Source organism: Serratia sp. root2 (assembly GCF_031931805.1).
GTDB classification, from domain to species: Bacteria; Pseudomonadota; Gammaproteobacteria; order Enterobacterales; family Enterobacteriaceae; genus Serratia; species Serratia inhibens.
The window spans coordinates 2,535,663-2,556,445 of sequence record NZ_JAUJXB010000001.1; the positions used below are offsets into that span (position 1 = coordinate 2,535,663).

General features: G+C 55.3%; 15 protein-coding genes and 1 pseudogene. 6 read left to right on the forward strand and 10 right to left on the reverse strand.

Translation table 11 applies throughout. The annotated features are described in order from the left end of the window. Nucleotides 1-16: 16 nt before the first annotated feature. Both kdpD and kdpE read left to right on the forward strand, forming a co-directional pair. Nucleotides 17-2,710, forward strand: a complete 2,694-nt coding sequence (gene kdpD / locus QZQ97_RS11755) for a two-component system sensor histidine kinase KdpD (protein ID WP_311993572.1) — start codon at nucleotides 17-19, stop codon at nucleotides 2,708-2,710. Between the two features lie 18 nt (nucleotides 2,711-2,728). After that, the gene (kdpE, locus tag QZQ97_RS11760) at nucleotides 2,729-3,418 is read left to right on the forward strand and encodes a two-component system response regulator KdpE (RefSeq protein ID WP_311993573.1); all 690 of its coding nucleotides are present in this window, start codon (nucleotides 2,729-2,731) and stop codon (nucleotides 3,416-3,418) included. A 51-nt stretch (nucleotides 3,419-3,469) separates the two neighbouring features. Here kdpE and QZQ97_RS11765 read toward each other — a convergent pair whose 3' ends face one another. The 6 genes and pseudogenes from QZQ97_RS11765 to seqA form a co-directional block, all read right to left on the reverse strand. Further along, nucleotides 3,470-4,636: a 3-oxoacyl-[acyl-carrier-protein] synthase III C-terminal domain-containing protein gene (locus tag QZQ97_RS11765; RefSeq protein ID WP_311993574.1), complete on the reverse strand. Its 1,167-nt coding sequence runs from the start codon at nucleotides 4,634-4,636 to the stop codon at nucleotides 3,470-3,472. After that, a pseudogene (gene scpA / locus QZQ97_RS11770) lies at nucleotides 4,575-6,647 on the reverse strand (methylmalonyl-CoA mutase); the annotation flags it as partial. The pseudogene scpA and the gene QZQ97_RS11765, both read right to left, overlap by 62 nt. A 460-nt stretch (nucleotides 6,648-7,107) precedes the next feature. Then, nucleotides 7,108-7,407, reverse strand: coding sequence for a DUF3861 domain-containing protein (locus tag QZQ97_RS11775; RefSeq protein WP_126480922.1), 300 nt, complete (start codon nucleotides 7,405-7,407; stop codon nucleotides 7,108-7,110). Continuing rightward, nucleotides 7,407-8,048, reverse strand: coding sequence for a PadR family transcriptional regulator (locus QZQ97_RS11780; protein ID WP_311993575.1), 642 nt, complete (start codon nucleotides 8,046-8,048; stop codon nucleotides 7,407-7,409). The genes QZQ97_RS11775 and QZQ97_RS11780 overlap by 1 nt, the downstream gene beginning before the upstream one ends. Before the next feature lie 186 nt (nucleotides 8,049-8,234). After that, nucleotides 8,235-9,878, reverse strand: a complete 1,644-nt coding sequence (gene pgm / locus QZQ97_RS11785; RefSeq protein ID WP_311993576.1) for a phosphoglucomutase (alpha-D-glucose-1,6-bisphosphate-dependent) — start codon at nucleotides 9,876-9,878, stop codon at nucleotides 8,235-8,237. A gap of 77 nt (nucleotides 9,879-9,955) precedes the next feature. Beyond that, nucleotides 9,956-10,495 carry a replication initiation negative regulator SeqA gene (gene seqA, locus QZQ97_RS11790; protein WP_311993577.1) on the reverse strand — a complete coding sequence of 180 codons (540 nt, stop codon included), beginning with the start codon at nucleotides 10,493-10,495 and terminating at the stop codon, nucleotides 9,956-9,958. A gap of 284 nt (nucleotides 10,496-10,779) precedes the next feature. Between seqA and ybfF the strand changes: the two genes are divergently transcribed. The 4 genes from ybfF to fur all read left to right on the forward strand — a co-directional run bounded on the left by ybfF (nucleotide 10,780) and on the right by fur (nucleotide 13,632). Next, complete coding sequence (gene ybfF / locus QZQ97_RS11795; RefSeq protein ID WP_311993578.1) at nucleotides 10,780-11,553, forward strand: esterase; 774 nt, start codon at nucleotides 10,780-10,782, stop codon at nucleotides 11,551-11,553. Nucleotides 11,554-11,809: 256 nt separating this feature from the next. After that, nucleotides 11,810-12,097: a LexA regulated protein gene (ybfE, locus tag QZQ97_RS11800; protein ID WP_004949692.1), complete on the forward strand. Its 288-nt coding sequence runs from the start codon at nucleotides 11,810-11,812 to the stop codon at nucleotides 12,095-12,097. 226 nt (nucleotides 12,098-12,323) lie between these two features. After that, on the forward strand, nucleotides 12,324-12,863 hold the full coding sequence (gene fldA, locus QZQ97_RS11805; RefSeq protein ID WP_311993579.1) for a flavodoxin FldA: 540 nt from the start codon (nucleotides 12,324-12,326) through the stop codon (nucleotides 12,861-12,863). Between the two features lie 322 nt (nucleotides 12,864-13,185). Then, the gene (gene fur, locus QZQ97_RS11810; protein WP_004949689.1) at nucleotides 13,186-13,632 is read left to right on the forward strand and encodes a ferric iron uptake transcriptional regulator; all 447 of its coding nucleotides are present in this window, start codon (nucleotides 13,186-13,188) and stop codon (nucleotides 13,630-13,632) included. A 206-nt stretch (nucleotides 13,633-13,838) separates the two neighbouring features. Here the strand turns inward: fur and QZQ97_RS11815 are convergent, their stop codons facing one another. From QZQ97_RS11815 to QZQ97_RS11830, 4 genes are all read right to left on the reverse strand, one after another. Continuing rightward, complete coding sequence (locus QZQ97_RS11815; protein WP_311993580.1) at nucleotides 13,839-15,800, reverse strand: glycosyltransferase; 1,962 nt, start codon at nucleotides 15,798-15,800, stop codon at nucleotides 13,839-13,841. 1 nt (nucleotide 15,801) lies between these two features. After that, complete coding sequence (gene galE, locus QZQ97_RS11820; protein ID WP_311993925.1) at nucleotides 15,802-16,833, reverse strand: UDP-glucose 4-epimerase GalE; 1,032 nt, start codon at nucleotides 16,831-16,833, stop codon at nucleotides 15,802-15,804. A gap of 48 nt (nucleotides 16,834-16,881) precedes the next feature. After that, complete coding sequence (locus QZQ97_RS11825; protein ID WP_311993581.1) at nucleotides 16,882-18,036, reverse strand: MFS transporter; 1,155 nt, start codon at nucleotides 18,034-18,036, stop codon at nucleotides 16,882-16,884. A 71-nt stretch (nucleotides 18,037-18,107) separates the two neighbouring features. Next, complete coding sequence (locus tag QZQ97_RS11830) at nucleotides 18,108-20,765, reverse strand: beta-N-acetylhexosaminidase (protein ID WP_311993582.1); 2,658 nt, start codon at nucleotides 20,763-20,765, stop codon at nucleotides 18,108-18,110. Nucleotides 20,766-20,783 lie beyond the last annotated feature (18 nt).

Here is a 20,783-nt window from a genome sequence, read left to right on the forward strand (position 1 = left end):
TACGCAAGGAATTGTAATGGTCGAAGAAGAACAGCAGCGCCCCGATCCTGACAGCCTGCTGGCGGTAGCCAATGAAAAACCGCGCGGCCGGCTGAAGGTGTTCTTCGGCGCCTGCGCCGGGGTGGGCAAAACCTACGCCATGCTGCAAGAAGCGCAGCGCCTGCGCGGCCAGGGGCTGGACGTGCTGGTCGGCGTAGTAGAAACCCACGGACGCTGCGAAACCGCTGCGCTGTTGACCGGCCTGGACGTGCTGGCGAAAAAGCGTATCCAGTATCGCGGCCGGCTGGTGCAGGAGTTTGATCTCGATGCCGCGCTGGCGTGCCATCCGGCGTTGGTGCTGATGGACGAACTGGCGCACAGCAACGCCCAGGGTTCACGCCACCCGAAACGCTGGCAGGATGTGGAGGAGCTGCTGGACGCCGGTATCGACGTGCTCACTACCGTGAACGTGCAGCATCTGGAGAGCCTGAACGACGTGGTCGGCGGCGTAACCGGAGTGCGGGTGCGTGAGACCGTGCCCGACCACGTATTCGACGAAGCCACCGAAGTGGTGCTGGTCGATCTGCCGCCGGACGATCTCCGCCAGCGGCTAAATGAAGGCAAGGTGTATCTCCCCGGTCAGGCCGAACGCGCCATCGAGCACTTTTTCCGCAAGGGTAACCTGATCGCCCTGCGCGAGCTGGCGCTGCGCCGCACCGCCGATCGGGTCGATGACCAAATGCGCGCCTTTCGCGACACTCAGGGCCGAGAGAAAGTATGGCACACCCGCGACAGCATTTTACTGTGCGTCGGCCACAACAGCGGCAACGAAAAACTGGTGCGCATCGCCGCCCGACTGGCGGCGCGGCTGGGTTGCCACTGGCATGCGGTATATGTGGAAACGCCGAAGCTGCACCGGCTGCCGGAAAACCGACGCCGGGCAATACTGCGGGCGCTGCGGCTGGCGCAGGAGCTGGGTGCCGAAACCGCCACCCTGTCCGACCCTTCCGAAGAACGTGCGGTGCTGCGCTACGCCCGCGAGCATAACCTGGGCAAAATCATTATCGGCCGGCGTGGCGAGCAGCGCTGGAAACTGCGCGGCAGCTTCGCCGATCGTCTTGGCCGCTTGGGGCCGGATCTCGATTTGGTGATCGTCGCGCTGGAAAACGACAGCTTCCCGCAGCCCGGCAAAGAGCATGACAACCGCAACTTTACGGAGAAGTGGCGCATGCAATTGCGCGGCTGTGCCGTCGCCGTGGCGCTGTGCGCCCTGATCACCCTGCTCTCGCAATGGCTGCTGCCGGGTTTTGACCAGGCCAACCTGGTGATGGTGTATCTGCTCGGCGTGGCGATCGTCGCGCTGTTCTTCGGCCGCTGGCCGTCGGTGCTGGCGGCGGTGATCAACGTCGCCAGCTTTGACCTGTTCTTCGTTCAACCCGAATGGTCGTTTGCCGTCAGCGATATGCAATATCTGCTGACCTTCGGCGTCATGTTGATCGTCGGCATCACCATCGGTAACCTGACCGCGGGGGTGCGTTACCAGGCCCGGGTCGCACGCTATCGCGAACAGCGAGCCCGCCACTTGTATGAGATCTCACGCGGCCTGAGTCAGGCGCTGACCCCTGAAGATATCGCCAAGACCAGCCGCCATTTTCTCTCCAGCAGCTTCCAGGCCAAAACCGTGCTGCTGCTGCCCCAGGAGGATGGCAGGCTGCAACAGATGGTCGGCGAGACCGGCGGGCTGTTGTCGGTGGATGAGGCCATTGCCCGCTGGAGCTTTGACAAGGGTATGCCGGCCGGTGCCGGTACCGACACCCTGCCCGGCGTGCCTTATCAACTCCTGCCGTTAACCACGTCAAAGCAAACCTTCGGCCTGCTGGCTATCGAACCCAGTAACCTGCGCCAACTGATGGTGCCGGAACAACAGCGCTTGCTGCAAACCTTTACGGTGCTGATCGCCAGCGCGCTGGAGCGGTTGTACCTGGCGCGCAGCGCCCAGGAAGCCAAGCTGGACGCCGAGCGTGAACAACTGCGTAACTCTTTGTTGGCGGCACTGTCCCACGATTTACGCACCCCGTTGACGGTGCTGTTCGGTCAGGCGGAAATTCTGACGCTCGATCTGGCGGCCGAAGGCTCCAGCCATGCGCCGCAGGCCAGCCAGATCCGACAGCAAGTGCTGAGCACCACCCGGCTGGTGAATAACCTGCTGGATATGGCGCGTATTCAGTCCGGCGGCTTTAACCTGCGTAAAGAGTGGCAATCGCTGGAAGAGATCGTCGGCGCATCGCTGCACATGCTGGAACCGTTGCTGACCCAACACCAGATCAAGGTTGAGCTGCCGCCTGAGCTGGTGCTGGTCAATTGCGACGGCAGCCTGCTGGAACGCGTCTTCACTAACCTGTTGGAAAACGCCAATAAATACGCCGGCATCGATGCTATTATCGGCATTCGCGCCCATACTCTGCCGGAGTGGCTGGAAGTCGAAGTCTGGGACAATGGCCCCGGCATTCCCGAGGGGAAAAAACAGCTGATTTTCGATAAATTCTCTCGCGGCAATAAAGAGTCGGCAATCCCCGGCGTGGGGTTGGGGTTAGCGATTTGCCGTGCCATTATTGAAGTGCACGGCGGGCGCATCTGGGCGGAAAATGGCGCCAACGGCGGTGCCAGTTTCCGTTTTGTCCTGCCGCTGGAGAAACCGCCCGAAATTGACGGCGAATCCTTTGATCTGTAATCAAACCCTGGGAGCACTGTGAGCAGCACGCCAACCAATATTCTGATTGTCGAAGATGAGAAAGAGATCCGGCGTTTCGTGCGCATCGCATTGGAGAGCGAAGGTCTGCGGGTGTTTGAAAGCGAGACACTGCAACGCGGGCTGATTGAAGCCGGCACGCGTAAACCGGATCTGATTATTCTCGATTTAGGGTTGCCGGACGGCGACGGGCTGAACTATATCCGCGATCTGCGGCAGTGGAGCGCCATTCCGGTGATCGTCCTCTCGGCGCGCAATGCCGAAGAAGACAAGGTCGCCGCACTGGACGCCGGGGCAGACGACTATCTCAGCAAGCCGTTTGGCATCGGCGAGTTGCTGGCGCGGGTGCGGGTTGCCTTGCGCCGCCACTCCGGTAGCCAGCAGGAGAGCCCGCTGATCAGCTTTTCCGAAATCACCGTCGATCTGATCAACCGCCGCGTGCTGCGCAATGGCGAAGACTTGCACCTGACGCCGATCGAGTTTCGTCTGCTGGCCGAGTTGCTGGCCAACTCCGGCAAAGTGATCACCCAACGTCAGTTGCTGAGCCACGTCTGGGGGCCGAACTACGTCGAACACAGCCACTATCTGCGCATTTATATGGGACACCTGCGGCAGAAGCTGGAGGCCGACCCGGCGCGGCCGAAACACCTGCTGACCGAGACCGGCGTCGGGTATCGATTTATGCCTTGACGTTATGGGTGCCGCATGTGATTTAGCGAGCGCCACATGCGGCCTGAGCGGTTATTCCACCCCAATGAGAAACGCGCCTCTTTCCGGCCCGGCACCGACTACCAGCACGGCAATATCCTCACCGGAATGGAGTTTTTTCTCTTTCAAATCATCGTGAATAAGTTTTAGCGTACTCGGGATCACCAGGTTGCCATAACGCCGGGCGTGAGTACTGAATTTACCCTGCTCCACCTGGGTCTCATGACAGTATTGCTCAATATAGCTTTCGACCATATTAGGGCTGGCCTGATGGGTATAAATTCGCGCTACCTCATTGTAATAATTGCTATTATATTGAGCCAACCCCAGGTGATTCAATTTCATCCCTTTTGCATAGTAACGTTTGGTTTGATCGCCCGCCATCGCATAGCAAGCCAGTTCATCATTACGCTCCACACCGGGAGGATTCAATCCGCCGCCGCCGGGATAATGAATGAGCGGATCCTCAAACCCCGCTTCATCACCGAAGGACAGCGAGTCCCGGCTATAAAGACTGTAGCCTTGCGCATCGTCATGGTGTCTTAATACGATCGCCGCTATGCCGTCCGAAAATAGCGCCGGCGAAGCCCATAGCGAATCGCGCAACGGGTGCGCGCTGTTATAACGGTAAATGGGTGAAACCATGTACAGGCTCGAGATTTCATACGTCACTACCAGGATATTTTTCGCCTGCAAACGGGCGGCTAAAGACAGCGCTCGCCCCATACCGGCACAGCCGGCAGCCAATTGTAATGGCGGAATATGATCGGGGATCCCCAGCGCTCGCATCAGGCGAAAAGAGTCGTAATCCAGTTGAACCTCATACGGGGTGCTGCTGGCTACCATCACGACGTCAATATCGTTCGGGCCAAGCCCCGCTCCCTGCATCGCCTCTTTCGCTACACTGACGACATGAGTGAAATCGCGAAATAAATCCGGATCCCAGCTTTTGGACTCCACGGGGCCAATGATTTTTTGGATGTCCTTGCCGCTTAAGTATTGCCCCGGTTTTTTCCGGTGTGGAATTTTAAACGATTCAGCCCATTCATCCATTGATACCACCTGGCCAATCAACGTAGAGATGCCCGCCAGTTTATATTTGAAGGTCTGCCCTTGCTGCTCACCGTTCATATGCGCCTCACTTGATGTTTGTAGGATGAATTGCTGCGGAACTCTTTTGAGAAACCTGCTGGCGTCCAATGTGTTCCAGGATCCGATCGGCGCAGGTCAGCAACGGCGTACCAGGGCCAAAAATATCGGCCACACCGCAATCGAAGAGAAACGGGTAATCGGCAACAGGCAACACCCCGCCAACGAACACGGTGATGTCCTCTTTACCGGCCGCCGCCAGGGCCGCCATTAATGCCGGCACCAGCGTTTTATGCCCAGCCACCAGCGATGAGACGCCAATAGCATGGCAGTGGCTTGCGCCAGCCTGTTGCACCACTTCTTCCGGGGTCTGGAATAACGCGCCCAATACAACGTCAAAGCCCATGTCATGCAGACCGGCGGCCACCACCTTTGCCCCCCGATCGTGTCCGTCCTGCCCCATTTTTGCGATCAGCAATTTTGGCCTCTGGCCCAGTTGCCGGGTGAACGCGCCAATCTGCGCTTGCACTCTTTGCCATTGCGGGTCGTGCTTGAGCTCCTCGCCATAAACATGGGTGACAAACTGCGGCTTTGCCTGATAGCGCCCCCATACCTGCTCGAGCGCGGCGGTCACTTCACCGACCGTGGCCCGCAGACGCATTGCGTCGACTGCCGCAGCCAATAAATTGCCATCGCCCTCGGCACTGCGCGTCAATGCCGCCAATGCATGAGCCACCTGGGTGTCATTGCGTCGCTGGCGCAGCGACGCCAGCCGAGCTATTTGCTGAGCCCGCACTTTGCTGTTGTCAATAAAGCGAACCTCAAGCGGCCGCTCTCCAGGTAACTGATACTTATTGACGCCAACAATCACTTTTCTGCCGGAATCAATCTGCGCCTGGGTAATGGCCGAACAATGTTCAATTTGTTGTTTCACCCAGCCTTTTTCCAGAGCGGCCAGCATTCCACCCATGGCACTGATGTCGTTCATGATGTTTTGCGCCCCTTCCGCCATCGCCATCGTCAGCGTTTCCATCATGTAAGAGCCGGCCCAGGGATCGACCACGTCACAGATGGCGGTCTCCTCCTGCAAAATGAGTTGGGTATTGCGGGCGAGCCTGGCGGAGTTATCGGTTGGCAACCCCATGGCTTCATCGAATGCATTGGTGTGCAGAGACTGGGTCCCGCCGAAAACGGCGGCCATTGCTTCAATGGTGGTGCGTACCACATTGTTCAGCGGATCTTGCTCCGTCAGCGACCAGCCCGAAGTCTGGCAATGCGTACGCAGCAACAATGAGTTGGGCTTACTGGCGCCAAATGACTGCATGATTTGGCACCATAGCAGGCGGGCGGCACGCAGCTTGGCGATGTTGGCATAGAACTGCATGCCCATGCCGAAAAAGAAACTCAGCCGGCCGGCAAAATCATCGATTTTCAATCCGCGATCCAGAGCCGCCTGAACATAGGCTTTGCCATTAGCCAGCGTCAGCGCCAACTCCAGTACGTCAGGCGCGCCGGCCTCTTGCATGTGGTAACCCGAAATGGACAGTGCGTTGAATTTCGGCATGAACTCTGCGGTGTAAGCGAGAATATCGGTGACAATACGCATTGAAGGTACGGGAGGATAAATATAGGTATTACGAACCATGAACTCTTTCAAAATATCATTTTGCAGAGTTCCTTTAAGCTGTTCTGGCGCTACGCCGCTTTCTTCCGCGGCAACAATGTAGGCTGCCATAATCGGCAAAACGGCGCCGTTCATCGTCATCGATACCGAAACCTGATCGAGCGGGATACCGTCAAACAGGGCTTTCATATCCTCTGCGGAATCAATGGCGACGCCAGCCTTGCCGACATCGCCTTCTACACGAGGGTGGTCCGAGTCATACCCACGGTGCGTAGCCAGATCAAAAGCCACGGAAATCCCCTGCATTCCCCCCGCCAGCGCTTTACGGTAAAAAGCATTGGACTCTTGACTGGTAGAAAACCCGGCATATTGTCTTATGGTCCAGGGTTTTACCGTATACATCGTCGCATTAGGTCCACGAATATAAGGCGGCATTCCCGGCAAGGCATCCACGTAGGGAAATGGAGTGATATCTTCACGGCTATAAACCGCTTTTAGCGGAAAGTCATAATAATAACGGGGATTTTCCTCTGCCGGCACATTAGAATAAACTGCGTAATCAAAAGCATCGTTTTTTTTATTACTGCTAACGGATGTTTTTCTCATCACTCCCCCTTTCATGATAAAGCAGGCGCAGTACGGCTCGGCGTGAATTCATTTTCGAACCCACACCTAAAAGCAATCCTTTGAATATCAAGAAACTTTATCACCATCAATATAATGGCGGTAAGGGGAAATAAATAATGCCATTGTTAGCATTTAATTAATTAGGGTAATTATTATTTACTGTAGTTAATTACTGCAGAACAACTGATTTTATGGATTTTTTTAGTTTCAACAATCTTGAAATATCTATTAAATAGAATGGCAACCTATTACTTTGATAAAATGACCAGAGTTAATGATAGTTGCCATTGTGTTAAACGCAAACCCACTTCACGGGGCCTGTGCGACGCATCTATGAATGCGGCCCTTTCTTCAACCCCATCATGAATTCCTTGAACGCCTCGCGCAGAGGAGCGAAAACAGGATGCTTGCGGTTCTCGATCATCACTTCCGAGAACAGCTTCAAGCCGACGGCAAAGGCCGCACTTTTATCTTCGCCAAAATTCAGATCTTCACGCGCTTTGATTCGCTCGACGATGCCAAGAATATCGTCGTGATTTTCCACTTCAAAACTCAACGGCGCTTTATCGACCGGGTCGCCTTTGCGATCGTTAAGGGCTTCAACGGTGATACGGAAACGGTGGCCTGGCATCAGTCGTTCTCCTGCGCTGCTGGGCGAATGTTCATTTCGCTTTCGATAGTCGCCACTGCGGTGAGCAACGCCTGATTGATGCGTTCAACCTGCCGGGGAGAGAGATCGGCGCGCATCACGTTACCGCGCAGCAAACTGCGCAGGCGGTTCATGGCTTCGGAAATACCCTCCGCCAAATTGCCGTGATGGTGATGGCTGCGGCCGGCACCGGCTAAACGAGCAAGGATCAGCTCGACCGTGGCCTGGTGCTTTTGCAGTTCACTCTGGCCAAGCGCGGTGATTTGGTAGCTCTTGCGGCCGTTACCGGTGGTGATCGGTTCGAGGAAGTCTTGCTCTTCCAACAGCGTCAGAGTCGGATAAATAACGCCTGGACTTGGCACGTACAAGCCGGAGGAAGCCTCGTCGATCGCCTTGATCAGCTCATAGCCGTGACTCGGCTTGCGCGCCACCAGCGCCAGCAGCACCAACCGCAAATCGCCATGTTCAAACATGCGGTGACGCCCGCCACGGCCGCCGCGTCCATGTTCTTCGTCGCGCTCGCCGCCAAAGTGGTGGCGCCCGCCGCGCCGACGATGCTCGTGCCCTTCTTCGCCGTCATGGTGGCAACCGTGCAGGCGGTGTAAACCTAATCGATGGAACATAGGGTTTTACCTCTCAATGAATAGTCAGTCGACGAGGTGATTTAGATATATCTAATCCACTTCGATATATCTAATCTAGATCGATATATCTAAATGCGCAAACGGCCTTTGTAAATAGATATATCTAAATTACAGACATAAAAAAAGCGCTGTAAAAACAGCGCTTTTCATCAGGAAGAGGAGAGATTATTTGGCAGAAGCCAGCACTTCGCTGACGATCTCCACCGCTTCATGCTCGATTTTTTCGCGGTGTTCGGCGCCCAGGAAGCTTTCACAATAGATTTTGTAGGCTTCTTCGGTACCTGAAGGACGCGCAGCAAACCAGCCGTTGTCGGTCATCACTTTCAGGCCGCCGATAGAGGCTCCGTTACCCGGAGCCGCCGTCAGACGAGCAGTGATCGGGTCACCCGCCAACGTGTTGGCCTTGACCATTTCCGGCGACAGCTTGGCCAATGCGGCTTTCTGCGCATGGGTAGCCGGTGCCTGAATACGGTTATAGCTCGGTGCGCCGAAACGCTTGGCCAGATCTTCGTAATGATTCTGCGGGTTTTCACCCGTCACTGCGGTGATTTCCGCCGCCAGCAGGCACATGATGATGCCGTCTTTGTCGGTCGACCACGGAGTGCCATTGAAACGCAGGAACGAAGCCCCGGCGCTCTCTTCACCGCCAAAACCGAAGCTGCCGTCGAACAGACCGTCAACAAACCATTTGAAACCGACCGGCACTTCCACCAGCTTGCGGCCCAGATCGGCCACCACGCGGTCAATCATCGCGCTGGAAACCAGCGTTTTGCCCACGGCCACATCGGCGCCCCACTGCGGGCGATGCTGGAACAGGTAGTTAATGGCAACGGCCAGATAGTGGTTCGGGTTCATCAGGCCTTTAGGCGTCACGATACCGTGGCGATCGTAGTCCGGGTCATTGGCGAACGCCAGATCGAACTTGTCGCGCAGCGCCAGCAGGCCGGCCATCGCAGATTCTGACGAGCAGTCCATACGGATAATGCCGTCGTGGTCCAGGTGCATAAAGCGGAAGGTCTGATCGATGGAGTCGTTGACTAGCGTCAGATCCAGCTTGTAATGCTCGGCTATGCGCTGCCAGTAGGCAATACCTGAGCCGCCAAGCGGATCAACGCCCAGCTTCAGGCCGGCACGCTGAATGGCGGGCATATCAACCACGTCCACCAGCCCTTCCACATAAGGTTGCACCAAATCCTGCGCGTGCAGATGACCGCTGTTCCAGGCTTTGTCCAGCGACTGGCGCTGAACGCCTTTCAGCTGCTGCGCCAGCAGTTCGTTGGCGCGCTTTTCAATCACTGAGGTCAGGTTGGTGTCGGCCGGGCCGCCGTTGGTCGGGTTATACTTGATGCCGCCGTCTTCAGGCGGGTTGTGCGAAGGGGTAATGACGATGCCGTCGGCCAGCGCCCCGCCGTTGCGGTTGTGGCACAAAATGGCATGAGATATCGCAGGGGTTGGCGTAAAGCCGTTATTTTCCTGCACGATCACGTCTACGCCGTTGGCGGTCAGGACTTCCAGCACAGAAATAAAGGCCGGTTCCGACAGCGCGTGGGTGTCTTTACCGACGTAGCAAGGGCCGGTAACCCCTTGCTGGCGACGCACTTCTGCAATCGCCTGAGCGATAGCGAGGATATGGGCTTCATTGAAGCTGTGACGCAGGGCGCTGCCGCGATGCCCTGAAGTACCGAACTTCACCGCGTGTGCGGCGTTGCCCGCTTCCGGCTGCAGTACATAGTACTGCGACGTCAGCTGGGCCACGTTGATCAAATCGCTTTGCTGAGCCGGCTGCCCGGCACGTGGGTTGTTCGCCATCGACATATCTCCCTAATCCCTGTCCGGCAGCCGGGCAATATGTCGCTCACGGCCACCATGACGGGCTGTTCGCTAAATTAGATAGTGCCGCAAACTTTATCTGTCAGTTCCGCAGGGAACTGCATAGCCTGCATGATATGTTCAACCATGCTGCGTTTACGACCGGTGTTGGTATTGGTGATCACCCAGTAAGGCGTTCCCGGAACGTGCTTTGGCTTGGTATGCGTTCCGTTCGCCAGCAGGGTTTGCTGATCGCCGGCAAAATAGGTGCGGGTGCGGCCATGCAATGCATCGGTAGCTGCGGCAAAGCCCGCCGCATCGAGAGTATACAAGGTCGAAAGTACCAGCATAAAACGATTAACCGCTCTGCTCTGTTCGGCATATTCGTCCGACAGCAACAGCTCGCGCACCGCGCGTACACGATCGCGAGGACGCTGCGCGGCGACGGCTTTATCCTGCTCGGCGCTCTGAGCACTGGTGACAGGCGCGACGCGCAATGGCTGGCCTGCGGTAAACTTCAACATACGGCGCAAAATATCGGACGCGCTCTCACCAATATGTTGCGTGTGGCTGGCAATATAACGGTAAAGCTCTTCGTCGACTTCAATAGTTTTCATCTTTATCCAGTACTGTTTTTTTCTACTTAGAACCTGAAGCCAGATCCTGCATTCAAGCCATGGGATTATAAGGTTAAAAACGCAAGAGCGAACACAACTATGTGTCTGCGGGCGGAAAATGCAGACTAATACCTATAGTCGGCGCTGCCAAGCCCGAACCTCGAGAAATCCGCGTTATACCCTCCGGATTGCAAGTTGCCGCTAACAACGCTGCTGCTTGAAAGGCGACGGGCATATTCGTCGTGTGTTTTAATCATGATACCCTAATCTGAATCTCTCTCAGTATGAACTTCGCCATGAAATTACATTATCAACTGCTGGCCACCGAGTCCGCCGCCCTGCCGGTAGTGCTGATCCACGGGCTGTTCGGCAATCTGGACAATCTGGGCGTGCTGGCGCGCGATCTGAATCAACAGCACAGCGTGATTAAAGTCGATCTGCGCAACCACGGCCTTTCGCCGCGTTCTGCGGTAATGACCTATCCCGAGATGGCGCAGGACCTGCTGGCTCTGCTCGATGAGTTGCAGTTGGAGAAGGCGATTGTGATCGGCCACTCCATGGGCGGTAAAGCCGCGATGGCGCTGACGGCGATCGCCCCGGAACGGGTTGAAAAGTTGATCGTTATCGACGTGGCGCCGGTGGATTACCGCACTCGTCGCCACGACGAGATTTTCGCCGCCTTGACAGCGGTGAGCGCGGCCGGCATCACCCAACGCCAGCAGGCGGCGGAATTGATGCGCGACTACCTGCAGGAAGAAGGCGTGATCCAGTTTCTGCTGAAGTCCTTTCATCAGGGCGAGTGGCGCTTTAATCTGCCGGTGCTGATCGACCAATACGAAAACGTCACCGGCTGGCAGGACGTTCCCGCATGGCCGCACCCGACGCTGTTTATCCGCGGCGGCCTGTCACCCTATGTTCAGGACAGCTACCGTGAAGATATCGCGCGTCAGTTCCCGCAGGCGCGAGCGCACGTGGTTGCCGGCACAGGCCACTGGGTTCACGCGGAAAAACCGGAGGCGGTACTGCGCGCCATCCACCGTTTTCTCGACGAAGCCTGAACAAAAACCACCCGCTGGCGAAAAAACGCGCTAAAGATAACGGCTTAGCGCGTTTTCGGTTCAGTTAAACATTGTCGTTGCTCTATCTGCTGGGGTAATATGGCGCGCTATAATTTTACCGCCCTGCTCAGCGTGTTTAGTAACGTCAGGCTGGGGGTGAATTTGGGTTAGGGTTTATTGGCCCGAAGTGTGTTAACCGAACCGTCCGGAAGCGTATACGCTTTTTGATGCAAACTCCCTTGCAGTACCGCTACCTATGGCAAAAGAACAAACGGATCGCACGACGCTGGATCTGTTCGCAGATGAACGCCGTCCGGGGCGCCCGAAAACCAACCCGCTATCCCGAGATGAACAGCTTAGAATCAATAAGCGTAATCAGCTTCGACGCGATAAAGTCCGTGGCTTACGGCGTGTGGAACTGAAAATCAACGCGGATGCGGTGGACGCCCTGAACAAACTGGCGGAACAGCGTAATATCAGCCGCAGCGAGCTTATTGAGCAAATGCTGCTGGCACAACTGGCGGATGAACAGCCGGAACATTGATCTTTGCAGCCGCACATGCGGCACGGTGTTATGGATGACACCCAACACCGTTTTATTCCTCCCGGCATCGCATAAACGCGATAAAACCCCGGGGTAAATCTCTGGCATGATACGCACTTACCGGTAAGAGGCAGATTCTTGCCATGTCATCATTTTAATCGGTGTTATCGCGTTCAGCGCTAACATCGTGCAATGCAATTAATTGAATTTAAAGGTTATACGCGATATGGCTAATGTAGGCATTTTCTTTGGCAGCGACACTGGCAATACCGAAAACATTGCCAAGATGATCCAGAAAATTCTTCAGCAGCAGTTTGGTCCAGAGGTGTCGGAAATCCGCGACATCGCCAAAAGCAGCAAAGAGGACCTAGAAGCTTTCGACATCCTGCTGTTGGGTATTCCTACCTGGTACTACGGCGAAGCCCAGTGCGATTGGGATGATTTCTTCCCGACGCTGGAAGAAATCGATTTCAACGGCAAGCTGGTTGCGCTGTTCGGTTGCGGCGATCAGGAAGACTACGCGGAATATTTCTGTGATGCGATGGGCACCATCCGCGACATCATTGAGCCACGCGGCGCCGCGATTGTCGGTCACTGGCCGACCAAGGGTTACCACTTCGAAGCATCGAAAGGTTTGGCGGATGACAATTTCTTCATCGGCCTGGCGATTGACGAAGATCGTCAACCGGAATTGACCAACGATCGCGTCGCAGCCTGGGTGAAGCAGATCAGCGAAGAACTGAGCCTGGCCGATATCGTCGGCTAACCCGCAAAGGTTGAACAAAAGCCCTGCAAAGTGCATAGTGTTGCCAGCAGGGCCGTTCATCGGTAGCACGGATTTCTGCAATAGAAGCTACATGTTTGTAACTTCCCACATCGTCAAGGTAGACTGAGATATCGGTTTATCCCATCCATCAAGACGTTGCGTGTGTAACATGCAATTGTGCCATGATATCTTTGTTAACAACCGGCGGTTTCCATTTAGGGCAACCGGTTCTATAATGACACGCAATTAACTCTTTGTGCCGACCGATGCCACAGGCAAGAATGCCTCAACTTGATTAGCATAGTAACAGGACTGAATCCGCATGACTGACAACAACACCGCATTGAAGAAGGCCGGCCTAAAAGTCACGCTTCCGCGACTCAAAATCCTGGAAGTACTGCAAAATCCGGAATGCCATCACGTCAGTGCGGAAGATTTGTACAAAAAACTGATCGACATGGGCGAAGAAATTGGCCTGGCGACAGTTTACCGCGTACTGAACCAGTTTGATGATGCCGGCATTGTGACCCGTCACAACTTCGAAGGCGGCAAGTCCGTGTTCGAATTGACCCAACAGCATCACCACGATCACCTGATTTGCCTGGACTGCGGCAAAGTGATCGAATTCAGCGATGAGTCTATCGAAGTGCGTCAGCGTGATATCGCCAAGCAACACGGCATCAAGCTCACCAACCACAGCCTGTACCTGTATGGTCACTGTGAAATCGGTGATTGCCGTGAAGACGACACCTTGCACGACAAAAAATAATGCCCTAAACCGGCATTGAGAACCGCCTTAACGGCGGTTTTTTTATGCATCAAATAAGGGACAAAAAAATCCCCGGACAGGCCCGGGGAAAATCACATCTGAAAGACAACAATTGCAGCGGCACTTCTCCGCGGTACTTCTCTCACTACCCACTTACACTCACTTCACCGTCAACTCACCCGCCGACACGCGGATGGGTAAACTCGTCACAATACATATTCAAGAAACAGCAGCCGATCGAAGAAAATCGGCCAGGCATAGTCGAAAACGCCGCGAACGCGGAACCCTTTGTTCAGGTAGATTTGGCAGGCATCGCTGCTTTGCCATGCGCACAGCACGATATGTTTTGCCCGCCGCTGCTGTGCGCGCTGCTTAATAAGGGAAAACAACGGGTTAAAATAGCCCTGTCCGCGGAACCGGCTCTCGATGGCCAGGCTGCAGATAAAGTAATCGTCCTCCATGCTTTGTGTTCGCACAAAATCGTCGTAGGCCTCATCAAGCGGCTTTATTTCATCGCGATACAGATAACTCGCCTCAACGCCATACAATTCGTCAACGCTCGCCGCAGTGAAAAATCCGACAAACGCCCCGCACCGATCGTAAGCCAGGGTGATCAGGTCCAGATAGGGGTCGATATTTTGCGCCTGCTGCAGAGACACCAGATCCATCCCGGCCGGGTTGCCGACAGAACAATATTCCAGATAGCTGGTGGCAAAAATCAGCTTCGCCATGCGGGTCTTGTCCGCTTCGTCCGCCTGCCGCCCCGGCAGAAAATGCAGCCCCCTCTGCGCTAGCGGCAATCCCCTATCGACCGCTCCGACGGTTGGCCGCCAGTAATTGCCTTCGTCGATCTGCCGTCGGTTATCGGCTATCAGATACTCGCCGAAAAGCTGGTTCACTCGATCCAGCGCGCGATCATGGGACAGCACCGAATAGTAATGGTAGTGATCGATATCGGACCTTATCTGCGCCGGGTAGGCCATGCGCGGCACCTCATCGACGGTAAATATTTCCGCATGCCGCGCCAGTTCAGCCGGTTGCTCAAGCTGCCAATCCACCCGCTCCAGCCGACTAATGCATTGCCGATAGCTGTGCAGTTCGTCCTCCCCCAGCGGCAACGTCTCATTGGTGATCACATCTTCCAACAGGCGCATACCGCGGATACCGCAGGTCACCGCCTGCGGAACAGCGTCATAATGAACCCCGTGATCCTTGCAGAAACTATCGTGGCTGAGGAGAGTCCTGCCGATGTGGCGGCTCCACAACAGATAAAACTCATCGAACAACTTTCTTTCATAAACAGGGTTTTTATCCGGCACTTCACCGGTTTGCGCCGCATAGATCTGATCCAGACCCGCCAATATTTCGCACAACGACCTATCGCCGCTGCAACCAACGATCATCCCGGTTTCATCAAGAAACAAATTCAACCCGCTGACGTGACTGACTTCGCCATTAGGCAGGAGCTGAAGGTAATCCGGCACTTCCGGCTTCAGCAGAAAAAACGTCGCTGAACGGTGCGGAAGGGTGTCGATATCCATATACATTCCCCCCATTTCGATCAGGATCAAAAAGCGAAAGTAGTCAGAAAGCGTGGCGTAATAGCGCTTATCATGGAGTGCGTGGATAAAACCCAGGTTGCCGCCGACCCTTTTTTGCGCCAGCTCGCTCAGCGAATGCACCTGCAACCGGTGGTTGCCGGCATCGAACTCCCCCAAAAGCCCACCTTTCACTTCCGCCGCTGGGGTAAAATACGCCTCGTTTCTGAGTTGCCGCGCATCCCATACCCAGAGTATCCCGACCCATTCGTCGGCGGTTGCATGGTGAACAGCCTGCTGCGCATCTCCCCATTGGGAGATAACCTCTCTGGCATCGTCTGGAATGGCGCCGCCCAGCCAGATGCGGTGCAGCAATTTTTGCTGCGCGGCCAACTGGCGCGTAGGAACGCAGAATAATGAGGAGCACTGCGCGGCATCGAATAAACGCCCCTGATCAGCCAGCCACGCTCTCAGCTGGCTAACCCCTCGCTGGTACTGCCCCAGTAATGCCGGGGAAAGCTGGCGCTGATATTTCACGAACGCTAACTTCAGGTTATTAATCCAGGCCTCATAGTCGGCGCGAAACAGGTCGCGCTGCATCAATTCCAAACGCTCGTCGTTAAGTTTCACGTCACCCCCCCACCAGCGGTGCACAAGATCCGTATCCCTGTGGATTTTTGCTCTGCCAATGCCAGGCGTCGCGAACCATTTTTTCCAGGCTTCTTTTGGCTTGCCAACCTAATTTTTCCGCCGCCAGCGTCGGATCGGACCAACACTCGGCAATATCTCCCGCACGGCGCGGGTTAATTTGATAGGCGATTTTAAATCCGCAGGCGCGCTCAAATGCCTGGATAATCTCCAGTACCGAATAGCCTTTGCCGGTGCCCAGGTTATACACATTAAAACCCGGCCGCAGATTATCCAGCGCTTTCAAATGCCCTTCGGCCAGATCCATAACGTGAATGTAATCCCGCACCCCAGTGCCATCGCTGGTGGGATAGTCATTGCCATACACCGGCAACACCGCAAGTTTGCCAATAGCCACCTGTGCCAGGTAAGCCAGAAGATTATTGGGAATGCCTGCGGGATCTTCACCGATCAACCCCGACTCGTGCGCCCCGGCCGGGTTAAAGTAACGTAGCGCGGTGATCGCCATCTGCGGCGCGGTTCTGGCAAACTCCGCCAGGATTTGCTCCACAATCAGCTTGGAAGTGCCGTAAGGATTCGTCGTCTGCCCGACGCGGCAACTCTCCGTCAGCGGGGTATATTCCGCCGGCCCGTAAACGGTGGCTGAAGAGCTGAAAATAAATTGCCGCACACCGGCATGTCGCATTCTGTCCAGCACGATCAGCGAACCGGAAATGTTATTTTGATAATACTTCAGTGGCTCTTCAGTAGACTCTCGAACCGACTTTAACCCGGCAAGATGAATAACCGCATGAATATCATGCTGGCGAAAGAGATGATCCAGTAAATGATGCTCTTGAATATCCCCCTGATAAAAGATCACTTTTTTACCGGTCAGCCTCTCCACCCGAAAAAGCGATTCCGGTGAACTGTTGGACAAGTTGTCTAACACGACAACGCCCTCTCCCCTTTCCAGTAATGCCAATACGGTATGCGAACCGATATAACCGGCACCGCCCGTCACTAATATAGCCATCATGTATCCTTGTTTGTGTTTAAAAATAAACGACTCACTCAGAAACCACTAAACTTCCCGAACTTTACACCCCACGGGCAAAGCAATTAAAAGCAGTAACACGGCTAACAGATAAACGGAGGAATGCGGCCCGAACTCGGTCAGAACCCCTTGTAATATACCGGCCAGGATCACGCCGGTTGAAATACTGTTGGTAAACAACGTGGTGGCCATTCCGGCTCGATCCGGCATCAGATCCTGAAAATAGAGCATGCCGACGGTGGCGATAATGCCGATAAATATCGCGTTAAACGCCTGCAGAGCCAGCAACCCGCCAGCGGTGGTAAACCACAGCATGCCGGCATAAAACAGTATGCCGGCCACGATTGCGCCCGCCATCATCGGGCGCTTGCCCACTCGGTTCACATAACGACCGGCCAGAATCATGATCGGGATCTCGATCGCGGCGGCAACGCCCATGATCCAACCGGTCAGGCTCTGCGACAACCCCAACTCGGCGCTGATATACAGCGGCACATCGATCAGATACAGGGCGCTGCAGGTCCACATCAATACCGATGCGCAAAACAGCAGGCCAACGTCTTTATCGAAGGCCCCTTTTTGCCGCAACGGCGGATCAATAGCAACGTTGCCATCTTCGGTTCGCACCACGCAGGGCAATACCCGCCAGGCCAACAGCGTGACCAACAGGAATATCCCAGCGGCAAACATAAACATTGCCGTAAAGCCGTAATTCATCACCAGCATAAAGGCCAATGGCGGACCAAATACCCAGGCAAGCGAAAGCTGGGCGCGCATAATCGCGCTGAACATCGCCACGTTATGCGATGTTTTCTCCCCATACTCGCGCGCGAGCGCAAATAATTGCGGTATCGCCGTATTGGCGATGGCGGTTAACAGCACGCCCGCCGTAATTAACGTCAAATAATTGCGGTTAAACGCAAACAGCAGACAGTTGCCCGCAGCCAATAAATAACAGCTTATAATCAGATTGCGCCGATCACGCTGGCGATCGGATTTTTTTGCCAGCAAGAAACTGACCGCGATGCCCGTCCCGGCGTTAACCGCATAAAAAAAACCGACCCATAACGACGTGACCTGCACTTCAGTAGTAAGGAACAGGCTCAGCGTCGGTATTTGCAGTGCGCCGGCAATACCGGAGCAAAAAGCGACCACCATAAACGTCAGCCGTATCGAATTCATGATTGATTACCGCCGAACGTTACCGTTGAAAAAAATGGCCCGCCTGCAATCAGACGGGCCACGGTTAAGGCTTACACTTTCTCTGCACGGCTATAACGCTTGCCATCCGGGCTTACTGCCCGGATGTGTACGTCGCCGGTTACCGCAGGTTTGGCTTTGGCGTCATACCGCTGCCAATGTTTGCCGCCATCGACGGAATACTCAATGCCCAGGCCCGGCAGCGAGATATTGGCTTCCAGCTTGCCGCTCACCACACGAGCGCCCGGAACCGGCAAGCGATAGCTCACCCCGCCCTTGTCCAGTTTCGCCAATTCGCGCTGCCCCAGAATATTGGCAAAGCGCAGCCAGTCCTGATCCAGTTTCTTGCTGTCGACAAAGTGGGTTTCCCCGCCTTTATACTCACGCCCCGCCTGGTAATCCTGTTCCCAGCCGGCGCGGTGCCATGCGCGTTCAGCCACCGACAACGAGCGTGGGAAGATCATGTATTCCATTTGCGGATCGGTGCGTTGGGTTTCACTCCACATCTGCGCAGAGATGCCGTAAGCCCCCGGCCAGAGTTTGTCGCTCTTGGCGGTAAAATGGTTGCCGTCGCGGTCAACCGAGGTTTCGGCGTTCTGAGGCAGGTTATTCGGTGCGAAACTGAACATTTTCCGTTCGTCGCTGAAGCGTGTCCCCCAGTAGTAGCCGCGCTCGTCCGGGTTCACCTCATACGGGAAGTCCATGTAAACGTAATCCGGGTTGGAAAGGATAACTTCGTAGCCTTTGTTCGCCCAATCGTTCGCGCTATCAAAACCGCCCCAATACAGGGTATCCCAGAAGTTCACCCCAACGCGTTGCGTGGCGAATGCCTTGGCGTCTTTCGCATCTTTCAGACCATCCTGCCAAGCCTGCATTCTGTCAATGCCGTGCGCCTTCACCAGTTGGCTGACCTCCAGCCCGAAGTAGCTTGGCAAGTGCTCCATATCGGCCACTTTGCCTTCTTTAATCATCGCTTGGCACACCTGAGATTTCGCCCAAGGTTTGTCTTCCTTGCTCTGATCGATGATACCTTTTCCCGCCTCCGGCTTGGTCAAATTGGTATAGCCCGCACCCAGACGAATGTTTTTCGCTTCATCGCCGCCAAAGTGCCAGGTGCGCAGCGGTTGCCCGGCCTCTTTGTGCATCTGGGCAATTTCGCCGATCACCTTATCGACAAAGCGCCTGGATGAATCCAGACAGGGGTTCAGGTAGCTTTGACGGTTAAAGTACTGCACCGAAGTGGTGTTCGAGGTATCTGTCGGGTCCACCAGACGGAACTCGTCCGCCTCTTTCTCTTTCCCGGCGGCATGCAGCTTTTTGTAGCGCGCCTCCATCGATACCACCGCCGCACGGGCATGCGCCGGCATGTCGATTTCCGGGATCACCTCAATCTGGCGCGCCTGGGCATATTTGATAATGTCGATGTAATCCTGACGCGAGAAGAACCCGCCGTACACGTCAGGCCCCTGACCGTATTGCGGCAGCAGGCAGGTGGTTTCGCTCAGGTCGTGACAACGTTGCCCCCCGACTTCGGTCAACTCCGGCAGGCCCGGGATTTCAATGCGCCAGCCTTCGTCATCGCTCAGGTGGAAGTGAAATTTATTGAGTTTGTAAGCCGCCATCTGATCCAGCAGGCGCAGCACCGCATCTTTCTGGTGGAAATTGCGCGCCACGTCCAGGAAGATGCCGCGATACTGGAAGCGCGGTGCATCTTTCACGTCCAGCGTGGCGATGTTGGCGCTGCCGTCTGTCGGGACAAGCGACAAAATAGACTGCAGGCCATAGAACACCCCGGCCTGATCGAAGCCGATAACCCGCGCTTCCTTATTGCCAATCTTCAGCTCATAAGCGCCCGGCACCGCCAGCTCTCCTTTAAATTTACCCGGTTGGATATCGGTTTTTATTGGATAGCCGCCCGCATTCTTGGTCACCCCCAGCAGCGCAAAGCGTTCAGCTGCCGCGTCGGCAGCCGGCTTGCTCAACGCGCTCAGTTCAAGCGCCACGCCTTTGCTCAGATCCACATCCTGCGGGTGCACTTTCACTTCCAGCGGCGTCGGCACGATTTGACCTCGCAGCGACGCGGCCGGTAAGGTTTTCAGCTCGGCGTTTTTAGTGAAACGAGAGGCCGGGGTCATCAGGATATTGTTGTCATCCTTGGTGCGCTTCCACTGATCACCGGTAAAGGGCGCAACAAACCGGTTTAGATCTTCGGTATCGGTATTGAGCAGAATTTTTGGCTTGGCATCGCCGGAGGTCGCGTACCAGCGCGGTACGAAGTCGGTTTTAAACAGTTGCCAGTATTCCGCAATAATCGGAATTTCCACCGTTTTACCGGCAGGGAACCCGGTAAATTTATCGGTCGGCGCCAGTTTGTACAGATCCCCGGTCAAATGAGAGACGGTAAACTGGTCGTTATCCACTCTCATAGTCTGGCGGGCACTGTGAAAATAGATCGCCCAGTCTTGGCCGTTAATATCCTGATTATCGTTGGTCAGGCCGATCAGGACTTTATTGCAGGCTGCCCAATCGGCGCCCAACTTGCCGCAATCCAGGCCGCTGTCGGCCGCGCGGTTGTCCACCATCTTTAAATTCAATTTTAACTGGCTCAGTTGATCCACCAGCTGTTGATCGGCCATTACGTTCCCCACGCCGCCAAACAATCCAACGGTCGCCGTCAGGACGGCAAGCGCGTTCAATTTAAATTTGTTCATCGTTAACATCGTCCTTAA